This is a genomic window from Pseudomonas sp. PDM27 (assembly GCF_019219205.1).
Lineage (GTDB): Bacteria > Pseudomonadota > Gammaproteobacteria > Pseudomonadales > Pseudomonadaceae > Aquipseudomonas > Aquipseudomonas laurylsulfatiphila.
On record NZ_JAHUWF010000008.1, the window covers coordinates 241,514 to 261,978 of the forward strand.

A 20,465-nucleotide genomic window follows, 5' to 3' on the forward strand; every position below is an offset into this window, starting at 1 on the left:
CTAGCGAGGACGCCTTTGTCCTGGTCCCGTTCTCTCGGGAAGTGCAGCCTTCGTCGTTGAAGCCTGCGCTTTATGTCTGTTGAAAAGGGTAATGCAGTGGTTGTGCCAAGTTGCTCAGGCCCTGTGTTTGTTGGCGTTCTTCCCGTTCGCAAGGGCAGGGTCGCGAGGGAATGCACCGATTCAAGGCGCGTTGCCCGCTAATGGAGCGCCACCACCAGCAGCACCAGGTTGAGCAGCAGCGATACCAGCGCCAATGTCCGCCAGACTTTCAGCGGCTCGCGCTCCAGCAAAGGTTTGGGGCGCACGCTCAAACTGCGGCGTTCGCCTTGCTCGATCAGCAGCAACCATTCTTCCGCCGTTTCGAAACGCTGTTCGGGGGCCGCCGCCACGGCGCGTTCCAGGTGATGGGCGATCCATTCCGGCAGGTCGGGCCGGTAGCGGCTGGCGTTGACCGGGAGACCAAACCTCGGACGCTGGAACGCTTCGATTTCGCCATAGGGATAGTGCCCGGTGAGCAGGAAATACAAGGTCACACCAACGGCATACAGGTCCTGCTGTGGCGTCGGCACGTCGCCACGAAAGGCTTCCGGCGCGATGTAGCTGGGTGTACCCGGCAGAGCCCAGGGCAGATCTTGCGAGAGACCGGGGCAGTAGGCGAGGCCGAAATCCAGCAGGCGCAGTTCGCCGTCGTCCCCCAGCAACAGGTTTTCCGGTTTGATATCGCGATGCAGAATCTGTCGTCGATGCAACAGGCCGACCGCTCGTAGCAAGCGTTCGGCGATGTCTTGCCACTGGGGCAGCGGCAACGGTCCGCTTTGCTCATGCCGTTGCGCCAGGGTAGCGCCCGAATATTCGCGCATCACGTAGTACAAATGCTGACGCTGACTGGCGGCATGCACTTCAGGAAAATGCCGACCGGCCACGCGTTTGAGAAACCACTCTTCCGACAGCAAGGCTTGCCCGGCCTGGTGATCGTCGTGCAGGCGCCCAGGCAGGGTTTTCAGCAGCCAGGGTTGTTGCTGAGAGTCGCGCACGCGATAAAGCAGCGATTGTTGGCTCTGCGCGACGATCCCTTCGACCTGCCAGCCCTCGAACGCCTGACCGGGTTTCAGGGCCGGCGGCAGTGGCCATTGCTGCAAGTGAATCAACGCGTCGCCAATGTTCGCCTCACCGAGGGCGTCGACCCGCACCAGCAAGGCGCTGGCGTTGTCCTGGCTGCCAGCCAGGTGTGCGGCATTGACCAGGGTCTGTGCAGCGCTGTGCAAGTCCGGTTGATCACGCAGGATCGCCGCAATGGCGGTATCGCCGAGGACGGCCCAGATGCCGTCGCTGAGCAGGACGAAGCTTTCATCGAGGCGCAATTCACCGTCGAGAAAATCCAGCACCAGGTGTTGATCGAGCCCCAGCGCCCGTTTCAGCACATGCTGCATGCCCGGCTGGTCCCAGACGTGATCCTCGCTGATTCGCTGCAATCGGTCGGCGTGCCAGCGATACACCCGGCAATCGCCGACATGGGCCAGGGTAAAGCGCCGGCCACGCAGGACCAGCGCACTGAGGGTGGTCAGCAGCGGTTGTCCGCCGCCATTGGCCTGCAACCAACGGTTTTGCGCCAGCAACAGGCGATCGAGTGCCTGCGCCACGCTCCAGGTTTCCGGCGTGGCGTAGTAATCCAGCGCCAGGGCCTGCAGCGTCGAACGGGCCGCCAGGCCGCCATCGGCGCACTGGCTGACGCCGTCGGCGATAGCGAACAGATAGCCTTTGCTCGCCGCCAGCGCCGGGGCCGGCGTGACCAGGCGCAGGGCATCCTGGTTCTCTTCGCGCGGACCGATGGCGCTGGCTTCGGCGAAACTCAGTTGCAGGCTCATCGAGGCGTCAGACCCGCGCAGCCGTCACGGCCGCCGAACCCCAGGTGGTTCTCCAGCGTCGTTTCACGCCGTGCAGGCCGAACCAGGCCAGAATGCCGAGGCTGGCGAACAACCACAGGGCCAGTTGATAGCTGCCGGTGCTTTGCTTGATCGCGCCCATGCCGGCCGCGAGGGCAAAACCACCGATGCCGCCAGCCATGCCGATCAGGCCGGTCATCACACCGATCTCCCGACGAAACCGCTGCGGCACCAACTGGAATACCGCGCCATTGCCGGCGCCCAGGCCGAGCATGGTGCAGACGAAAAGTGCGAGTGCGGCGTAAGAGTTCGGCAGGTTGAAACCGACCGCGGTAATACAGATCGCCGCGACGGTGTACATCGCCAACAAGGTCCGAATGCCACCGAACCGGTCAGCCAGCGCGCCGCCCAAGGGGCGCATCAGACTGCCGCCGAACACGCAGGCCGCCGTGTAGTAACCGGCCGTTACCGGGCTCAGGCCGTACTGGTCGTTGAAATAGCCGGGCAGGGCGCTGGCCAGGCCGATGAAGCCGCCGAACGTCACGCTGTAGAAAAACATGAACCACCAGCTGTCACGATCGCCCAGGGCCTTGAAGTAGTCGGCCATGGATTTGGCTTTTGGTCGCTCGGGGGCGTTTTTCGCCAGCCAGGCAAAGACGATCAGGGTCAGGATCAGCGGAATCAGGGCGAAGCCGAATACGTTGCTCCAGCCAAACGCCGCCGCCAGTACCGGGGCGATCAAGGCGGCGAATACCGTACCCGAGTTGCCGGCGCCGGCGATGCCCATGGCCTTGCCTTGATGCTGCGGCGGATACCACTGCGAGGCCAGGGGCAGGGCAACGGCAAAGGACGCACCGGCCATGCCGAGGAACAGACCCAGCAGCAGCGCTTGCTCGTAGCTGTGGATGCCGAGCTTCCAGGCGCCGAACAGCGCGCAGATCACGATGACCTGGCCGATCAGGCCGGCGGTTTTGGGCGACAGGCGATCAGCCAGCATCCCCATGACAAAACGCAAGACCGCCCCGGCCAGAATCGGCGTGGCGACCACCAGCCCGCGTTGTTGTGTCGTCAGGTGCAGGTCGGCGGCGATCTGCACCGCCAGAGGTCCGAGCAGGTACCAGACCATGAAGCTCAGGTCGAAATAGAGGAAGGCTGCGAACAATGTGGGGGTGTGGCCGGATTTCCAGAAGCTTGAATTCATTGCGCACCTCAGCTGTGAAGAGTCTCGAAAGGAGTCATGAGCTTGCAGGTGGGGCGCCGCTACGGCCGCTCCACCGGCCCCGTGCTGTGGGGCCAAAACGAAAAAACGCCGCCACCCGATCCGCCAAGGGCAAATGAGGTGAGCGACGTCTTTGTCGTAGGTGGGGCAACCGCCGTTGGTTACCTGTGGTGATTACTTAGCCAGATCTGTGCCAACACTCGAAATCGAGTCGCTGCCATCGCGAGCAAGCTCGCTCCCACAGGTGATTTGTGTTCGACGCCATTCCCCTGTGGGAGCGAGCTTGCTCGCGATGGCGTCCTCAAAGGCGCCACAGCACTTCAGCCAAGCAACTCACTCATGGCAATAATCTGCTCCGCCACTTGAATCAGCTTCTGCTGGCGGCTCATCGCCTGGCGGCGCATCAGTGTGTAGGCCTCTTCTTCGTTACAGTCCTTCATTTTCATCAGCAGCCCTTTGGCCAGCTCGATGCGCTTGCGCTCGGCCAGTTGCTGGTCGCGGGCCTGCAACTGGGCACGCAAGGCCTGATCGCTTTCAAAGCGTGCCATGGCCACATCGAGAATCGGCTGAAGGCGTTGTGCGTGAATGCCTTCGACGATGTAGGCACTGACCCCGGACTTGATCGCCTGACGCATCACATCGGGGTCATGTTCGTCGGTGAACATCACAATCGGTCGTGGCTGGTCGCGAGTGACCAGCACCACTTGTTCCATGACATCGCGGCCTGGTGACTCGGTATCGATCAGAATCACGTCCGGACGCACCGTTTCGACGCGTTCGGGCAAGTCGATGGTCAGGCCGGACTCATCAATCACTTCGAACCCCGCCTCGGTGAGGGCGGCCTTCAGGCGTCCGACTTTTTTCGCGGTGTCGTTGATCAGCAGGATACGCAGCATGTTCGTCGTCTCCTGTCAGCGGCTGGCGGATCGGTGGGAGCTGTCGCTCATGGCGTGCAGTTTGAAACTGCGGGCATACCCGGCCGGGTCCGAACCGTCCCAGATCTTGCCGTCGATCAATTGACTGCTACGCATCTCCTTGCCCGGTGCCGCGACGCCTACAGCGCCGGCCGCTTCACGATACAAGTCTAGTTGATGGACTTGACGGGCCACGGCGAGGTAATCGGGGTCATCGCGCAACAAGCCCCAGCGACGAAACTGGGTCATGAACCACATGCCGTCGGACAGGTACGGCAGATTGACCTCGCCTTCACCATGGAAGCGCAGGGCGTGCGGGTCTTGCCAGCGATTGCCCAGGCCATCGACATAGTCGCCCAGCAGGCGCGGCTCGATGCATTCGAGCGGTGCATCGAGGTATTGCGCTGCACTGAGCAATTGCGCGGTGCTGCGACGATTTTCACGGCTTTGTTCGATGAAGCGGCTGGCTTCCAGTACCGCCATCACCAACACCCGCGCGGTATTGGGGTATTGCTCGACGAACGCACGGGTGCAACCGAGGACCTTTTCCGGGTGATCGGGCCAGAGGGCCTGGGTCGTGGCCAGGGTGAAACCGAGGTCCTGTTGCACGGCGCTGGCGGACCAGGGTTCGCCGACACAGAACCCGTCGATACGCCCGGCCCGCAGGTGGGCGACCATTTGCGGCGGCGGCACTACGACGCTGTCGACATCCAGCAGCGGGTGAATGCCCTGGCTGGCCAGCCAGTAATACAACCACATGGCGTGGGTGCCGGTAGGAAACGTCTGGGCGAAGGTGAGTTTTGCGCGAGTTTGGTGCACGTGCCGATCCAATGCCTCAGGACTGGTCACCCCCAGCGCCTGCAAGCCGCGGGACAGATTGATGCTCTGGCCGTTTTGATTCAGGCCCATCAATACCGCCATGTCGGTCGCGGCCACGCCACCGATGCCCAGGTGGACGGCGTAAATCAGACCGTAGAGGCTGTGGGCGGCATCGAGTTCGCCGCTGACCAGCTTGTCCCGCAGGTTGGCCCAGGACGTTTGGCGCTTGAGGTTCAGGGTCAAGCCATAGGGTTGGGCGAAGCCCTGGGTGGCGGCGACCACCACTGAGGCGCAGTCGCTCAGGGCCATGAAGCCGAGATTGATTTCGGTTTTTTCCGGGGCATCGCTGCCATTGACCCAGGCCAGAGGGCCGGCTGACGGTTCGTTCATCGCACGTTCACCTTGCAAAAAAAACGTCGTCCCGGGTCCGTGCATGGGCAGGCCGGGGACGACGCCATTGTCTTTGCACCCATTCCGACGCTGGCAGGGGTGCTGGTACCCGGAAGGGTGCAAGGCATATGCCATCACCGGTTCATCAGCTTTACATCAGGATTGATCGCGTCATGTCTTTCATCCTGCCGGCCGTTAATCGTCAGGCCGCAAAGGAGGTTGGCGTGCAAATCCAATTACTACACGCCACCGGTCTGCCTGATGCTCGTTGCAGCGAACGGGTGCTGCATGTGCGGGTCAGCGAATCCCCTGTGTATCTGGCTTCGGCGCAGCGCCCGCGGGTCTGTCTGCCGGTCGGTTGGGAAGGGCTGATTGCAACGAGCGATACATTCGAGCTGAGCGGTGGCGCACAGACCCGGCCGGTTGCAGAGGCGGCGCTGGTGAAATTGCAAGTGTTCATCGATCTGGGAAACACGCTGCTTGATCAACGACCCAGCCCGACATCCTGGGCGGCGTTGCCGGTGGCGTACCCCACCGTGTGGTCCGGGCAGGTACTTGAGCGCTGGTACATCGAACAGGCCATGGTCGGGGGTATGGCCTACCAGACCTTCGCCGGCGTGCTGCGTCATACCGAGAGTTACGGACTCGTGCGCTTCCTGCTGGAGCAGGGCACTCGCAGCGAAAAGTTGACCATCCTGGCCCAGCGTTATGGCGTTTCCGTGTCGCACTTCCGTCGACTGTGCCGGCAGGCGCTAGGCACGGCGACCAAGCCTGCATTGCGCGGCTGGCGTGCGGCCAGGGCGCTGTTGAACATGAGCCTGCAGGAAGGCTCCCTGACGGATATCGCGCTGGAGTTGGGTTTTGCCTCTTCTTCGCATTTCTCCAAGGAAATCCGTGATCTTGTTGGCTTCACGCCCAGTAGCCTGGCCGACATAACCTACCTCCCAGGCAAGTGAGCCAATGAACCGCCGATTGCTTTCGTTATTTGTTTTGCCGTTCTGGTTAGGCGCCCTGTTGTCGCTGGTGCCGCTTGCCGCGCGCGCCAATGCCGACGGCTATGTGGCTCGCGAACAGAGCGTGCGCACATTCTTCAGCGAGTTGTCCGGACCCTTGGGCAAACCTGTCATCGTCAGCAAGACTGCCGCCGCCAAACGGATTTCCGGTGCCTTCGATCTGCGTTCGCCGCAGCGGACCTTCGAACGGGTCAGCGCGCAGATGGGGCTTATCTGGTATAGCGATGGCCAGGCGATGTATCTGTATGACGCGTCGGAAGTCAAAAGCTCGATGATGTCGCTGCAGACCCTGACAGTCACCCGACTTCAGGCGTTCCTTGAGCGTTCCGGGTTGCACGATGCACGTTATCCATTGCGCCACGACGGTTTGCGCACTTTTCATGTGTCGGGCCCGCCGATGTATGTCGATCTGGTGGTGCAAGCCGCCGGACTGATGGATAACCAGCGCTCGGAACTGTTGCTGGGCAAGCAGCAGATCGGCGTGATCCAGGTGCGCAATACCTTTGTCAGCGACCGCAAGTATGAGCTGCGTGATGACAAGGTGACCATTCCCGGGCTGGCAACCGTGATCGAGGAGTTGTTGCGTGGCGAAAAGCGCGAGGTCGAGCCGTCGGTGGCACAAGCCCCCGCGCAGCGTCCGCAGGGATTGATGCCGGCGTTTCCCCTGGAAGGCCTGGCGAGCGCCCCCTCGGAGCAAGACCCGACCGCGCCGCGAATCATTGCGCGAGAGGTGGCTGCCGGAAATATACGGGTGGTGGCCTATCCCGACACCAACAGCCTGCTGGTCAAGGGGCTGCCGGAGCAAGTGCGCTTTATCGAGAACCTGGTGAGTGCGCTGGACACGCCGAAGCGACACGTGGAGTTGTCGTTGTGGATCATCGATTTGCACAAGGATGAACTCAATCAGCTGGGCATCAACTGGCAGGGCGCATTGAAGTCCAGTGGGACATTCAGCGTATCGCTGAACGCCGGCTCGGCGACCACCCTCGATGGCGCTTCGTTCGTCGCCCAGGTCATGGCCCTGGAGCGCACCAACCGGGCGAATGTGGTCTCGCGTCCGGTGATCCTGACACAAGAGAACGTGCCGGCGATCTTCGACAACAACCGCACCTTTTATGCCCCGCTGGTGGGGGAGCGCAGTGTCGATTTGCAGCACGTGACCTATGGCACGCTCGTCAGTGTCCTGCCCCGTTTCGCCCAGGCGGACGAAATTGAAATGTCACTCAATATCGAAGACGGCAACGAAGTAGAAAACCCTGACCAGAACAAACAACCCGGCAGTTTGCCGACGGTCGGGCGCACACGGATCAGCACGGTGGCGCGTGTGCCCCAGGGCAAGAGTCTGTTGGTGGGCGGTTTCACCCGCGATGATCACAGCGAGCAAGTCGGGCGGATTCCGGTACTGGGTTCGATTCCGTGGATCGGGCGCCTGTTCAGCTATCGCCAGAACCGCTCGGCCAACACGGTGCGGGTGTTCCTGATTCAGCCCAAGGAGATTCTCGACACACTTGAGCCCGCCACGACTGATCCGGCCACCCGGCTGCTGACCCCGCAGCAGCATGAGCGGGTGCGCCGCTCCTATTTCCGGGCGGCAGAAAAATGATCCTGCCGCCGGTTTCCACAGGTGGGCGAGCGGCCCAGGCACGGCTCAATGCCGAAAAGGCCGCCGAACATCCACAGCCCCAGGCGGATGCGCAGGTTGATCTCGACGACAGCTCGACGGTTGCCGTTGCGCAGCGCTTTGTGCAGATCAGCGATGAAATGTCGGCGGCACTGGCTCAGTTTCGCGGGCGGCGACATTTCGAACTCAAGTCCGAGACCTTGATGGACAACTTCGAACGAGTCCTTGAAAACGACACTCTGCCCAAGGTGCAGCAGGTGCTCAGCCTCGTGCGGCTGGCGGACAAGCCGGTCGCCTGGTTGCTGCAAAGGGTGCGACAACTGTTCCCCGATGACAGTGATCTGGCGTTGGTGCTGCGAGAACTGCTACGTCGCAAGAAACTGGAAAAGACCACCCGTCAGCGACTTGAAACGCTTTTACAGACGGTGGTTGCCCAAGGCTCCCCCAAGCGGATGAATGCCGGGATCAACGCCGCCCTCAAGGCCAGGATGTTCGGGGCGAGCATGGCGGTGCGCGCAGGGGTGTTGCGCGAGACCTACCGGGATTTTCTGGAGTCCGACGAGGGCCCGATCAGTTGTTATCAGGACTGGATCGCACTGTATGGTCCGTCACAACGCATGGCGGTAGGTGATCATTCAGACCTGGTTGTTTCGTTGGATTTTAGCCCCGCCAGTTTGGGATCACCCAGGCAAATCGGTGCGGGTGTGGAAATCCTTGACCGTTCGGTGTCGATTGCGATGGAGGTGATCAATAGCGAGTTAGGCGAGACAGATCAGACTGTGGTGGAACGAACGAAGGTCTTCATTGATCAGGGAGTGTCACCCGGGGGGACTGTCGCTGCGGATTTTGAAACACGGATCCGCGCGTTAAATGCAGTGGACATCGAACAAACTCGCGAAAGTCGAATGCGCACGGTGCTTGAAGCCGGTCTGGAGTTGCTTGAGAGCGCCCGAGGGCCCGGGCTGAACCTGCTTAATGTCACAGCGCGCACAGGCCTGGTCGTCGCGCTGACCACAGTGTTGCGTCAGCTGGTCGGTTTTTACGTGGAGAAAGCTATCCGGGAAGGCGACTCACCCGAGGCATCTCAAGCATGGGCGGTGGCCGCCATAACGATGATTGGACCCGCGACGAGCCTGATAGGCGCCATCCGCGATGAGTGCGCAGGCACCGCCAATCTTCAGACTCGACTGGGGCGAGTGTGCATGGCGAGCATCACGATGGGGGCGCTGATCGCGGCGCACCTGACCGGTGCATCCAGCTCAATGCTTTCGACGGCGGTCAATACGACTGTTTATACATTTGCCCGGGACCTGTGCAATGCCTTCTTTCCTTTGAATGACAACGCCGGAGCGGTGAATGACAGAGCGACGGGAGCCGCCACGGTAGCCTTCGCTACGGTGCAGTATCTATTGGAGCAATTGGCCCCACTGATGCCTCCCAGTGGCCCGGGGCGCGCAGCGGCGGACCTTGGTTGGAGCCTGGGGGCCGATGCCATTGCGGGAGCCGTGAATGCTTTTGGCGCGGTGATTGACGATTTCGTCTTTATCCTTTGTCGAAGCTGGCCGTTGTTATCGCCATCAGTGGGGTTGGGGGCGGTATCGATTGACCCCGAATCACTCCAGCAACGTGTCCTTGAAGTACGCACCGAAGCACGCCTGCCCACGGCACAACAGTTGGGGAATGCAATGTTCAATAACGGGGCGTCGCGAACTTCGGCGTTTATGGGCCTTGTTCTTGTCTTGGGGACCGCAGCCGCTGCACTGTCGTTGACTGATCTTGGAGAAAACACTCAAGCTCAAATCCTGAATATCTGCCTGGGGATGATGATGATGCTCATCTACTACCCATTCATCTGGAGTTGCTCCCAGAGCGCGCCTGAGGCTCAACCTGCAGCGCAGTTGCAGGCGTAACCTGATACGCCACCACCCGGCTCGACAGCGGCGATCCGGGTGGTGGATCAGGTCTGCGACGTTGAATCGCAGAGTTTCTCGCCCGCCACCCTCCACATGGCTATAATCGCCCCACTTTTCGTAGCCTTGAGTCAAACCCGCCCATGTACACCCTGGCCCGTCAGCTGTTGTTCAAACTTTCCCCGGAAACTTCCCACGATCTGTCCCTGGACCTGATCGGCGCGGGCGGGCGTCTTGGGCTCAACGGTTTGCTGTGCAAGGCCCCGGCGAAAATGCCGGTGAACGTCATGGGCCTGGAGTTCCCGAACCCGGTGGGCCTGGCCGCCGGTCTGGACAAGAACGGCGCGGCCATCGACGGTTTCGCCCAACTGGGTTTCGGTTTTGTCGAAATCGGTACCATCACCCCGCGTCCGCAGCCGGGCAACCCCAAGCCTCGCCTGTTCCGTTTGCCGGAAGCCGAGGCGATCATCAATCGCATGGGCTTCAACAACCTAGGCGTCGATCACCTGCTGGCCCGCGTGGCAGCGGCCAAATACAAGGGCGTGCTGGGCATCAACATCGGCAAGAACTTCGATACGCCGGTCGAGCGTGCGGTGGACGACTACCTGATCTGCCTGGACAAGGTCTATGCCCACGCCAGCTATGTGACGGTCAACGTCAGTTCGCCGAATACGCCGGGCCTGCGCAGCCTGCAATTCGGCGACTCGCTCAAGCAGTTGCTGGCCGATCTGGCCGAGCGCCGCGCGGAGCTGGCCTTGCGTCATGGCAAGCATGTACCGCTGGCGATCAAGATCGCACCGGACATGAGCGACGAAGAAACCGCACAGGTTGCACAAGCGCTGATCGAAACCGGAATGGATGCGGTCATCGCCACCAACACCACCCTGAGCCGCGTCGGCGTCGAAGGCATGGAGCATGGCGACGAGGCCGGTGGCCTGTCCGGCGCACCGGTTCGCGACAAGAGCACCCACACCGTGAAAGTGCTGGCATCTGAGCTGGGTGGTCGCCTGCCGATCATCGCGGCCGGCGGCATTACAGAAGGCAAGCACGCCGCAGAGAAAATCACCGCAGGCGCGAGCCTGGTGCAGATCTACTCGGGCTTCATCTACAAGGGCCCGGCGCTGATTCGCGAGTCCGTAGACGCCATCGCCGCCCTGAGATAAACCCGGCTCCTACACGGGAAAATTGCGTTCATAAAAAAGGGCTCCTTCAAAGGAGCCCCTGGGCCGCAGCCCGCCGTCCGGATGGGACGTGCGTGGTTAATTCAGTACAAAATCAGATTGTCGTGTCGGAGTGTTGTGCCCTGTAATTAGCCGACGGCGTGAAGTTCGTTGAGTCTGTGGATTCCCGCAGTGCCGGTCATACCGTCCCAGTTGTCGCCGCGTCCTTCTCGCCAGCCGTTGATCCAGGCTTGACGTACCGACGGTAGAGTAAATGGGCAAAGCTCACGGGATTTGCCACCAACGCCATATTGATATCCGCGCAAAAATGCTCTTTCCAACGGATCACGCTTAAGTCTTCTCATAGGGTGTTGCCCTCACTTGTTGACTGTATTTATCGCGTCGACCTCTATTGAGGTCTGGCAGAAAAACTCTGCCGTTGGGGGCTCGTTGCCGGCGTGACGAGCCAAGGTGTTGGCGTCATTGCGGCGCCAACCTGAGTTGAGTTCTAACCAATGCGTCACATCGAGGGAATGATCGTTTTGTCATAAGGACGTAACCATTCATGTGTTAAGGCCATAAGTAACAGAGTGTTTGTAGCGTATTTATTGGCCAAACCCCGGTATGATCAGCCCTGCGCTGGATGATGGGCTTAATCCTTTAGTGAGAATGGCTCCCGTTGCCGGGAGGCACTATTCGACGAAGGGTCGACTTATGACATTTCATTGCATCAACTTTTTTATCTGTCCTTGCATCTAAGCTCATTTAACCCGAGCAGCAGGGGTGGAACGGCACACCTTCGTGCCACGCGGGCGCTCTTCGAGAAAAGCGCCTGATTGAAAACCGGACCGGCAATGCGTTGCCCGGTCACTCAGCTAAAGGTTCTGGAATTCCCATGTCCGATCGTTTCGAACTCTTCCTCACTTGCCCAAAAGGCCTTGAAGGCCTGCTCATCGAGGAAGCCGTCGGGCTTGGCCTTGAGGAAGCGCGGGAGCACACCTCTGCCGTGCGCGGCATGGCCACCATGGAAACCGCTTATCGCCTGTGCCTGTGGTCACGCCTGGCCAACCGCGTGCTGCTGGTGCTCAAGCGTTTCCCGATGAAGGACGCCGAAGACCTGTACCACGGCGTGCTGGACATCGAGTGGCAAGACCACATGCTCAACGACGGCACCCTGGCCGTCGAATTCAGCGGCCATGGCTCGGGAATCGACAACACCCACTTCGGCGCACTGAAGGTCAAGGACGCCATCGTCGACAAACTGCGCACCCCGCAAGGCGACCGTCCGTCCATCGACAAGCTCAATCCGGATCTGCGCATTCACCTGCGCCTGGACCGTGGCGAAGCGATTCTGTCCCTCGACCTGTCCGGCCACAGCCTGCACCAGCGCGGTTATCGCCTGCAGCAGGGTGCGGCACCGCTGAAGGAAAACCTCGCGGCCGCCATCCTGATCCGTTCCGGCTGGCCACGTATCGCGGCCGAAGGCGGCGCGCTGGCCGACCCGATGTGCGGTGTCGGTACGTTCCTGGTGGAAGCGGCGATGATCGCCGCCGACATCGCGCCGAACCTGCGTCGCGAGCAGTGGGGCTTCACTGCCTGGCTCGGTCACGTCCCGGCGTTGTGGAAAAAACTCCACGAAGAAGCGTCCGAGCGCGCCGCGGCCGGTTTGGCCAAGACACCGCTGTGGATTCGCGGCTACGAAGCCGATCCGCGCCTGATTCAACCGGGTCGCAACAACGTTGAGCGGGCCGGCCTGAGCGAGTGGATCAAGATCTACCAGGGTGAAGTCGCGACGTTCGAGCCGCGCCCGGACCAGAACCAGAAAGGCCTGGTGATCTGCAACCCTCCGTACGGCGAACGTCTGGGCGACGAGGCGAGCCTGCTCTACCTCTACCAGAACCTCGGCGAACGTCTGCGTCAGGCCTGCCTGAACTGGGAAGCGGCGGTGTTCACCGGCGCACCGGACCTGGGCAAGCGCATGGGCATCCGCAGCCACAAGCAGTATTCGTTCTGGAACGGCGCCTTGCCGTGCAAGCTGCTGCTGATCAAGGTGCTGCCCGATCAGTTCGTCACCGGCGAGCGTCGTACGCCGGAACAGCGCCAGGTCGAGCGTGAGCAAGCCGCCTACGATCAGACGCCGAATGAACCGCAAGAACGCAAGTTCAACAAAAACGGCAACCCGATCAAACCGACGCCGGCACCGGCTCCGGTGGTCGAGCAGCCGCGCCTGAGCGAAGGCGGGCAGATGTTCGCCAACCGCCTGCAAAAGAACCTCAAGGCCCTGGGCAAGTGGGTCAAGCGTGAAGGTATCGACTGCTACCGCGTGTACGATGCCGACATGCCGGAATATTCCATGGCCATCGACCTGTATCACGACTGGGTCCATGTTCAGGAGTACGCCGCGCCGAAATCCATCGATCCGGAAAAAGCCTCGGCCCGCATGTTCGATGCCCTGGCCGCCATCCCGCAGGCGTTGAACATCGACAAGAACCGCGTAGTGGTCAAGCGCCGCGAGCGTCAGAGCGGCACCAAGCAGTACGAGCGCCAGGCGGCGCAGGGCAAATTTGTCGAGGTCAATGAAGGCGGTGTGAAGTTGCTGGTGAACCTCACCGATTACCTCGACACCGGTCTGTTCCTCGACCATCGGCCGATGCGCATGCGTATCCAGAAAGAGGCGGCCGGCAAACGCTTCCTCAATCTGTTCTGCTACACCGCAACGGCCAGTGTGCATGCGGCCAAGGGCGGGGCGCGCAGCACCACCAGTGTCGATCTGTCGAAGACTTATCTGGACTGGGCGCGTCGCAACCTGTCGCTGAACGGTTTTTCCGACAAGAACCGCCTGGAGCAGGGCGATGTGATGGCGTGGCTCGAAGCCAGTCGTGACGAATACGACCTGATCTTCATCGACCCGCCGACGTTCTCCAACTCCAAGCGTATGGAAGGCGTGTTCGACGTGCAGCGCGATCAGGTGCAACTGATCGACCTGGCCATGGCGCGCCTGGCACCCGGTGGCGTGTTGTACTTCTCCAACAACTTCCGCAAGTTCGAACTGGAGGCCAATCTCGGCGAGCGCTATGCGGTCGAGGACATCACCGCCCAGACTCTCGATCCGGATTTTGCCCGCAACGCCAAGATCCATCGCGCCTGGAAAATCATGGCACGCTAAATAGCTGTGTAGGAGCGAGCCTGCTCGCGATGGTCGATAACGATAACGCGGGCTGTCTGAAAGCACGCGGTGTTCTTGAGTCCATCGCGAGCAGGCTCGCTCCTACAACGCTGGTCAAATTAGTGGCAAATAGCTATAACTCAACTCATGGCCAAAGGGCTTTCCCGCACCTGGCGTTTTGAGTTGCGTTTTATGTCGTTGCACGCCGTGCGCCCCAAGATCCTGGGTTTTATCAGCGAAGATGCCTCGGCCTGGCTGGTCGCGCTGCTGGTTTTGTTGATCGGCGGGGTGCTCACCGGGTTGCTGGCGTGGTCGACGCTGAATCTGTTTCACCATCAATTGCGGCAACGCTTCCAACTGCTGGCCAGTGAGCGTTACAGCCGTATCGAAGAACGTTTCGAAGATCAGGAGCAGCGCCTCGACGGCCTGCGCCGGTTTTTCGCCAATTCCGGCTCGGTGTCCCGAGCGGAATTCGACGGCTACACCCAACCTTTGCTGCTGCGAACCCAGGCGTATTCGTATGCCCAGCGGGTCACTCGTGACGAGCGGGCGGCGTTCGAGCGACGGGTGCGAGACGAGGGCTTGAACAGCTTCACCCTGAGAGAACTCAACGCCGACGGCCAATTGCAACTGGCCGGCGAGCGCGATGAGTACGTGGCGGTGCTGTATAGCCAGACGCAAAGCAAACTCGGTTCCCCCCTCGGCTACGACTTGCTGGCCCAGCCGCTGCGGCGTGCCACGCTCGAACGGGCCGATCAGCATGGCGGCATGGCGGTGTCGCAACCGATGCATCTGGTGAGTATCGAACCGGCTTATGCGCGCGGCGTGCTGCTGGTCGCGCCGCTCACGCAGCGCACCGGACAGGACCTCACAGCCACGAAACCCTACGGGTATGTGATGGCCGTGATCAGCATGCGCCAATTGCTGGCGGACGGACTGCCGGAAGCGAGTCGCGACTATCTCTCGGTACGCATCCTCGATTTGTCCACCGAGGACCAGCACGAAGTGCTGTTCGAGTCGCCCAACCCGCCAGCCGTCAGCGAGCTGTCGGCCACGCGCCTGTTGCGCATGGCCGACCATGACTATCAGGTCGATATCCAGCCCTCCGACGCGTTTGTGCAGGCCAACCATTCCTCCGTGACCAGTCTGGTCGTGTTGGGTGGATTGCTCAGCCTGATGCTCAGTGCCTTGCTCTATGTGCTGGTCAGTCAGCGGCAGCGGGCGTTGAGACTGGTCGAGCAGCGTACCCAGGAGCTGCGTGATCGGGAACAGGAGCTGCGTGGCACCCATGGTCAGTTGCGTGGCGTGCTGAATGCCGCCACCCAGGTCGCGATCATCGCCACCGACCTGCGCGGCGTCATCAGCACGTTCAACGCCGGTGCCGAGCAGATGCTCGGCTATAGCAGTGCCGAAGTGGTCGGCCATATGACCCTGGAGAACCTGCACCTGCCCCGGGAGCTGGCCGGTCGTTCGGCCGAGCTGAGCGCGCGCTATGGCAAGCCGGTGCCGACCTGCCAGGCGATGCTGGTCGAAGGCGACGTGGAGGGCGGCCACGAGGCGCGGGAGTGGACCCTGGTGCGCGGCGATGGCAGTCATCTGATGGTCAACATGCTCGCCACGCCGGTGCTCGACGAGCAAGGCCTGTGGGTCGGGCACCTGGCGGTGTGCATCGACATCACCGAACGCAAGCGGGTCCATGAAGCGCTCGCGGCGCGGGACCTGCTGTTGAAGAAACTCAGCGCCCACGTGCCCGGTGGCATCTACCAGTTCAAGATGGAGTTCGACGGGCGCTTCAGCGTGATCTATGCCAGCGATGGCATTCGCGATATCTACGAGCTGGAACCCGACGTGCTGCTGCTCAATGCCGAAGCGATCTTCACCCGGATTCATCCTCAGGACACGACCCGTGTCCGCGCCTCGATCCGCGCTTCGGCCGAAACCCTCAGCCCCTGGCGCGAGGAGTACCGCGTGCAACTGCCGCAACGCGGGGTGCGTTGGGTTCGCGGCGAAGCCACTCCGGAGGAGTTGCCCGGTGGCGGTGTGCTCTGGCACGGCTACATCTCGGACATTTCCGATATGAAGCGGGTGGAAGAAGAATTGCGCGCGTTGTCGGTCACCGATTCGCTGACCGGCATCCACAACCGGCGTTATTTCCAGGAACGCCTGACCACCGAAATGGCCCGGGTGGAGCGGGGCGGTGGGGATTTGTCGGTGATCATGCTCGATATCGACCACTTCAAGCGCATCAACGATCTGCATGGCCACGCCATCGGTGACCGGGTGTTGCAGGCCGTGTGCGAACGAATCGGCCACCGGCTGCGTCGCACCGATGTGTTCTGCCGCCTGGGCGGCGAGGAGTTCATGGTGCTGTGCCCGGATATCGGTGGCGAACATGCCTTTGTGCTGGCCCAGCAATTGTGGCAGAGCCTGCGCAGCTCACCCATTGAAGGCGTCGGTACGGTCACCGCCAGTTTCGGGATTGCCAGTTGGCGCGCCGGGGAGGGCGCCGATGCCTTGCTGTTGCGCGCGGATTCGGGGGTTTATGCGGCGAAGCAGGCAGGAAGGGATAGGGTTGAGGCGGAAATGAACTAGGGGGGGCATGCAATTCCTGTGGGAGCGAGCTTGCTCGCGATGAGGCCATAACATTCAACATCATTGTTGACTGTCAGGCCGCCATCGCGAGCAAGCTCGCTCCCACAGTGGATCTCTGCAGTTTCTCGATTCGGTTACAACACCGAAGCCGTCTGCGGCGCTTTCGGTTGGCGGTACAGGTCGAGCAGCACTTGATCGAGCACCGACGAGGCGCCGAACGGGGCCTTGTCGTTGAGGATCGCCACCACCGCCCAGGTGTTGCCGTTGACGTCGCGACTGAAGCCGGCAATCGCCCGTACGGTGTTCAGCGTGCCGGTCTTGACGTGGGCTTCGCCGCGCATCGCCGTGGTCTTCAGGCGCTTGCGCATGGTGCCGTCGGTGCCGGCAATCGGCATCGAACTGATGTACTCGGCGGCATACGGGCTGTGCCACGCCGCTTCGAGCATCGAGGCCAATTCCCGGGCGCTGACGCGCTCGGAGCGGGACAGGCCGGAGCCGTTCTCCATCACCAGATGCGGCGCGGTGATGCCCTTTTTCGCCAGCCACTGACGCACGACACGCTGGGCAGCCTTGGCGTCGTCACCATCGGCATCGGTGCGGAAACGTTGGCCCAGGCTCAGGAACAACTGCTGGGCCATGGTGTTGTTACTGTACTTGTTGATGTCGCGGATGATTTCCGCCAGGTCCGGCGAGAACGCCCGGGCCAGAACCTTGGCGTCTTTAGGGGTTGGCGCCAGCACATCCCTGCCCTGGATGCTGCCACCCAGTTCCTTCCAGATCGCGCGGACGGCGCCGGCGGTGTAGGTCGCGTGGTCGAGCAGCGACAGGTAGGTCTGCGAGCTGCAGCCTTCACCCAATTGACCGCCGACGGTAACGGTCACGGTGCCATCGGCTTGCGCCACCGGGTTGTAACGCACGCCACCGGTGCATTGCTTGGAGTTGAGGGCCTTGACCTGGTTGTCGATGCGGATGCTCGCAATCGGCGGCTCCACCGAGACCAGTACCTTGCCCGAGTCATTGCGCGCAACGAAGCGCAGCGCCTTGAGGTTGACCAGCAGCGAGTCGGGCTTGACCAGGAACGGCTTGTTCTCGTCGTTGCCGTCGTCATTGAACTCCGGCAGTTGCGGTTGCACGAAGAAGGTTTTATCCAGCACCAGGTCGCCGGTGACCTGGGTGACACCGTTGGCACGCAGGTCGCGCATCAGCAGCCAGAGTTTTTCCATGTTCAGCTTCGGATCGCCGCCACCCTTGAGGTAGAGGTTGCCGTTGAGGATGCCGCCGCTGAGGGTGCCGTCGGTATAGAACTCGGTTTTCCACTGGTGGTTCGGGCCGAGCATTTCCAGGGCTGCGTAGGTGGTGACCAGTTTCATGGTCGACGCCGGGTTGACCGACACGTCGGCGTTGAACACCGTCGGGTTGCCGGGGCCGGTGAGCGGGATCATCACCAGCGACAGGGCGTTGTCCTGCAACTTGCTGGCTTTCAGGGCTTTTTCAACATTGGGCGACAGCGCAGTATTGACCGGAGCTGCAGAAACGGGGAGGGCCAGGGGGAGAAGAAAACCGGCCAACAGCAATGGACGCAAAGACTTGATCATCTGAAATAAAACCCTACAGCCGAGGGGAAAAAAGATGAGGGCATGAAGATAAATTCCCTCAATGGTCATGAAAGTGTCGGCATTATGCCCCAAGGTGCCACGACTTGTGCCGTGCGAGGGCTGTTCGATGGGCTATTTTTTTACCGACGGTAGGCGTGATGGCCCAGAGAGTCAGGCAATCGGCGGCTTAAACTGCTAAAGTGCCGCCCGTTATTACTTAAGAGGATTGTTCCAATGGCGACTAACCGTTCCCAGCGTCTGCGCAAAAAACTGTGCGTCGATGAATTTCAAGAGCTGGGTTTCGAACTGAACCTGGATTTCAAAGAAGATTTGGCTGATGAAGCCATTGATGCTTTCCTCGATGCGTTCCTCAAAGAAGCCATGGAAGCCAACGGCCTGGGTTATGTTGGCGGCGACGACTACGGTCTGGTGTGCCTGCAGAAGCGTGGCTCGGTCAGCGCTGAACAGCGCGCTGCCGTTGAAGCCTGGCTCAAAGGCCGCACCGAGCTGACCAGCGTTGAAGTCAGCCCGCTGCTGGACGTCTGGTACCCGGAAAAGCCGATCAATCCGGTAGCTTGATGTTCTGAAAAAACGGCGGCCCAAGGGTCGCCGTTTTTTTTTGCGAATTTGTGAAGATCAAAAGATCGCAGCCTCGTTTCACTCGACAGCTCCTACAGATGTGCGCATATGCTTGTGTAGGAGCTGCCGAAGGCTGCGATCTTTTGCTTTGTCAGGCCTTGTGCCAATTCAGAATCAACAGCGTCACCACCCCCGCGACAATCCCCCAGAACGCCGAACCGATGGAAAACAGCGTCAGCCCCGATGCCGTGACCATGAAGGTGATGAGCGCCGCTTCACGTTCCTTCACTTCGCTCATGGCGATGCTCAAGCCGTTGATGATCGAGCCGAACAGCGCCAGTGCGGCAATCGACAGCACCAGTTCCTTGGGCAGCGCGGCAAACAATGCCGCGAGCGTCGCGCCGAACACGCCGGCGATCCCGTAGAAAATCCCGCACCAGACGGCGGCGGTGTAGCGTTTGTTGCGATCTTCATGGGCGTGCGGACCGGTGCAGATTGCCGCGCTGATCGCCGCCAGGTTGATCCCGTGTGAGCCGAAGGGTGCCAGCAGCAAACTGGCGACGCCGGTGGTGGTGATCAGCGGCGAGGCTGGCACGGTGTAGCCATCGGCGCGCAATACGGCGATGCCGGGCATGTTTTGTGAAGTCATGGCGACGACAAACAGCGGAATGCCGATGCTGATGGTCGCAGCCAGGGAGAACTGCGGTGTGGTCCAGACCGGCGTGGCGACCTCCAGGTGGAAACCGCTGAAGTCCAGCAGCCCCATGAAGCCTGACAATGCCGTGCCGATCAGCAAGGCGGCCAGCACCGCATAGCGCGGCGACAGGCGCTTGACCAACAGATAAGTGACGAACATCCCCAGTACCAGGGCCGTGCGGTGTTGCGCGGCGACGAAAATCTCGCTGCCGATCTTGAACAGGATCCCTGCCAGCAGGGCGGCGGCCAGGGAGGCCGGGATTTTTTTCACCAGCCGTTCGAAGCTGCCGGTCAGCCCGCAAATCGTCACCAGCACTGCGCAGGTCATATAGGCGCCAATGGCTTCGCCGTAGCTCACGCCGCCCAGGCTGGTGATCAGCAGCGCGGCACCGGGGGTCGACCAGGCAATGGTGATCGGCGTGCGATAGCGCAGGGACAGGCCGATGGAGCACACCGCCATGCCGATGGAGATCGCCCAGATCCACGAAGAAATCTGCCCGCTGCTCAGGCCCGCCGCTTGCCCGGCCTGGAACATCAGCACCAGGGAGCTGGTGTAGCCGGTCATCATGGCGATGAATCCGGCGACGATGGCCGAGGGCGAGGTGTCGGCCAGCGGGCGGATTTGCGTGTGGGTGGCGTCGTTCATGACGGTGGTGTTCCTTTTACAGATGAAAATGTCCGCTGCAACACTGAACCCTGTGGGAGCGAGCTTGCTCGCGATAGCGGTGGATCAGCCAACAGAAATGCTGAATGTGACGCCGTCATCGCGAGCAAGCTCGCTCCCACAGGGAGTGCATCACAAAAGGCGGATTCTGCGTTAAAGCCTAAACTCAAAAGTAATCAGGCGTTGCGATACAGCCGAGGCAACATTCAGCCGTACAGTCGTGTTGCCACCGTCCATTGTGTAC

Annotated in this window: 13 protein-coding genes and 1 pseudogene; 7 read left to right on the forward strand and 7 right to left on the reverse strand. The window is 61.2% G+C overall.

All coding sequences use genetic code 11. The features are described from left to right. Positions 1–197: 197 nt before the first annotated feature. The 4 genes from KW838_RS18260 to KW838_RS18275 form a co-directional block, all read right to left on the reverse strand. A complete protein-coding gene (locus tag KW838_RS18260) occupies positions 198–1,865 on the reverse strand; it encodes a bifunctional protein-serine/threonine kinase/phosphatase (RefSeq protein ID WP_102698807.1) in 1,668 nt (555 codons plus the stop codon). A 7-nt stretch (positions 1,866–1,872) separates the two neighbouring features. Then, positions 1,873–3,084: a NarK/NasA family nitrate transporter gene (locus tag KW838_RS18265; protein ID WP_095965153.1), complete on the reverse strand. Its 1,212-nt coding sequence runs from the start codon at positions 3,082–3,084 to the stop codon at positions 1,873–1,875. Positions 3,085–3,422: 338 nt separating this feature from the next. Next, the gene (locus KW838_RS18270) at positions 3,423–3,998 is read right to left on the reverse strand and encodes an ANTAR domain-containing response regulator (RefSeq protein WP_015096057.1); all 576 of its coding nucleotides are present in this window, start codon (positions 3,996–3,998) and stop codon (positions 3,423–3,425) included. 15 nt (positions 3,999–4,013) lie between these two features. Beyond that, positions 4,014–5,225: a CmpA/NrtA family ABC transporter substrate-binding protein gene (locus KW838_RS18275; RefSeq protein WP_102698805.1), complete on the reverse strand. Its 1,212-nt coding sequence runs from the start codon at positions 5,223–5,225 to the stop codon at positions 4,014–4,016. Between the two features lie 173 nt (positions 5,226–5,398). On the opposite strand from KW838_RS18275, the gene KW838_RS18280 reads away from it, so the two are divergent. The 4 genes and pseudogenes from KW838_RS18280 (at position 5,399) to KW838_RS18300 (ending at position 10,932) form a co-directional block, all read left to right on the forward strand. Further along, the gene (locus KW838_RS18280) at positions 5,399–6,181 is read left to right on the forward strand and encodes a helix-turn-helix domain-containing protein (RefSeq protein ID WP_102698804.1); all 783 of its coding nucleotides are present in this window, start codon (positions 5,399–5,401) and stop codon (positions 6,179–6,181) included. A 4-nt stretch (positions 6,182–6,185) separates the two neighbouring features. Next, complete coding sequence (sctC, locus tag KW838_RS18285) at positions 6,186–7,841, forward strand: type III secretion system outer membrane ring subunit SctC (RefSeq protein ID WP_102698803.1); 1,656 nt, start codon at positions 6,186–6,188, stop codon at positions 7,839–7,841. Then, positions 7,838–8,485, forward strand: a pseudogene (gene sctW, locus KW838_RS18290) (type III secretion system gatekeeper subunit SctW); the annotation flags it as partial. The gene sctC and the pseudogene sctW, both read left to right, overlap by 4 nt. A 1,427-nt stretch (positions 8,486–9,912) precedes the next feature. Next, positions 9,913–10,932 (forward strand): quinone-dependent dihydroorotate dehydrogenase, encoded by a 1,020-nt coding sequence (locus KW838_RS18300; protein WP_095965179.1) that lies wholly within the window; start codon positions 9,913–9,915, stop codon positions 10,930–10,932. Between the two features lie 146 nt (positions 10,933–11,078). On the opposite strand, the gene rmf is transcribed toward KW838_RS18300, so the two are convergent. Next, positions 11,079–11,294, reverse strand: a complete 216-nt coding sequence (gene rmf / locus KW838_RS18305; RefSeq protein ID WP_003223300.1) for a ribosome modulation factor — start codon at positions 11,292–11,294, stop codon at positions 11,079–11,081. A 530-nt stretch (positions 11,295–11,824) separates the two neighbouring features. Here rmf and rlmKL point away from each other — a divergent pair. Both rlmKL and KW838_RS18315 read left to right on the forward strand, forming a co-directional pair. Further along, on the forward strand, positions 11,825–14,095 hold the full coding sequence (gene rlmKL / locus KW838_RS18310) for a bifunctional 23S rRNA (guanine(2069)-N(7))-methyltransferase RlmK/23S rRNA (guanine(2445)-N(2))-methyltransferase RlmL (protein WP_217837653.1): 2,271 nt from the start codon (positions 11,825–11,827) through the stop codon (positions 14,093–14,095). Between the two features lie 192 nt (positions 14,096–14,287). After that, positions 14,288–16,687 (forward strand): diguanylate cyclase, encoded by a 2,400-nt coding sequence (locus KW838_RS18315; RefSeq protein ID WP_218502184.1) that lies wholly within the window; start codon positions 14,288–14,290, stop codon positions 16,685–16,687. A 134-nt stretch (positions 16,688–16,821) separates the two neighbouring features. On the opposite strand, the gene dacB is transcribed toward KW838_RS18315, so the two are convergent. Continuing rightward, a complete protein-coding gene (gene dacB, locus KW838_RS18320) occupies positions 16,822–18,282 on the reverse strand; it encodes a D-alanyl-D-alanine carboxypeptidase/D-alanyl-D-alanine-endopeptidase (protein ID WP_218502194.1) in 1,461 nt (486 codons plus the stop codon). Positions 18,283–18,516: 234 nt separating this feature from the next. Between dacB and KW838_RS18325 the strand changes: the two genes are divergently transcribed. After that, on the forward strand, positions 18,517–18,861 hold the full coding sequence (locus KW838_RS18325) for a YggL family protein (protein ID WP_007971486.1): 345 nt from the start codon (positions 18,517–18,519) through the stop codon (positions 18,859–18,861). A gap of 151 nt (positions 18,862–19,012) precedes the next feature. On the opposite strand, the gene KW838_RS18330 is transcribed toward KW838_RS18325, so the two are convergent. Beyond that, a complete protein-coding gene (locus tag KW838_RS18330) occupies positions 19,013–20,203 on the reverse strand; it encodes a benzoate/H(+) symporter BenE family transporter (protein WP_218502196.1) in 1,191 nt (396 codons plus the stop codon). Between the last annotated feature and the right edge of the window lie 262 nt (positions 20,204–20,465).

Bases quoted from the DNA above. Each gene is read 5' to 3' on its own strand.
- KW838_RS18275 (WP_102698805.1), bottom strand. From the start codon at position 5,225: ATGAACGAACCGTCAGCCGGCCCTCTGGCCTGGGTCAATGGCAGCGAT.
- KW838_RS18270 (WP_015096057.1), bottom strand. From the start codon at position 3,998: ATGCTGCGTATCCTGCTGATCAACGACACCGCGAAAAAAGTCGGACGC.
- KW838_RS18265 (WP_095965153.1), bottom strand. From the start codon at position 3,084: ATGAATTCAAGCTTCTGGAAATCCGGCCACACCCCCACATTGTTCGCA.
- KW838_RS18325 (WP_007971486.1), top strand. From the start codon at position 18,517: ATGGCGACTAACCGTTCCCAGCGTCTGCGCAAAAAACTGTGCGTCGAT.
- KW838_RS18300 (WP_095965179.1), top strand. From the start codon at position 9,913: ATGTACACCCTGGCCCGTCAGCTGTTGTTCAAACTTTCCCCGGAAACT.
- KW838_RS18330 (WP_218502196.1), bottom strand. From the start codon at position 20,203: ATGAACGACGCCACCCACACGCAAATCCGCCCGCTGGCCGACACCTCG.
- rmf (WP_003223300.1), bottom strand. From the start codon at position 11,294: ATGAGAAGACTTAAGCGTGATCCGTTGGAAAGAGCATTTTTGCGCGGA.
- rlmKL (WP_217837653.1), top strand. From the start codon at position 11,825: ATGTCCGATCGTTTCGAACTCTTCCTCACTTGCCCAAAAGGCCTTGAA.
- KW838_RS18315 (WP_218502184.1), top strand. From the start codon at position 14,288: ATGTCGTTGCACGCCGTGCGCCCCAAGATCCTGGGTTTTATCAGCGAA.
- dacB (WP_218502194.1), bottom strand. From the start codon at position 18,282: ATGATCAAGTCTTTGCGTCCATTGCTGTTGGCCGGTTTTCTTCTCCCC.
- KW838_RS18260 (WP_102698807.1), bottom strand. From the start codon at position 1,865: ATGAGCCTGCAACTGAGTTTCGCCGAAGCCAGCGCCATCGGTCCGCGC.
- sctC (WP_102698803.1), top strand. From the start codon at position 6,186: ATGAACCGCCGATTGCTTTCGTTATTTGTTTTGCCGTTCTGGTTAGGC.
- KW838_RS18280 (WP_102698804.1), top strand. From the start codon at position 5,399: ATGTCTTTCATCCTGCCGGCCGTTAATCGTCAGGCCGCAAAGGAGGTT.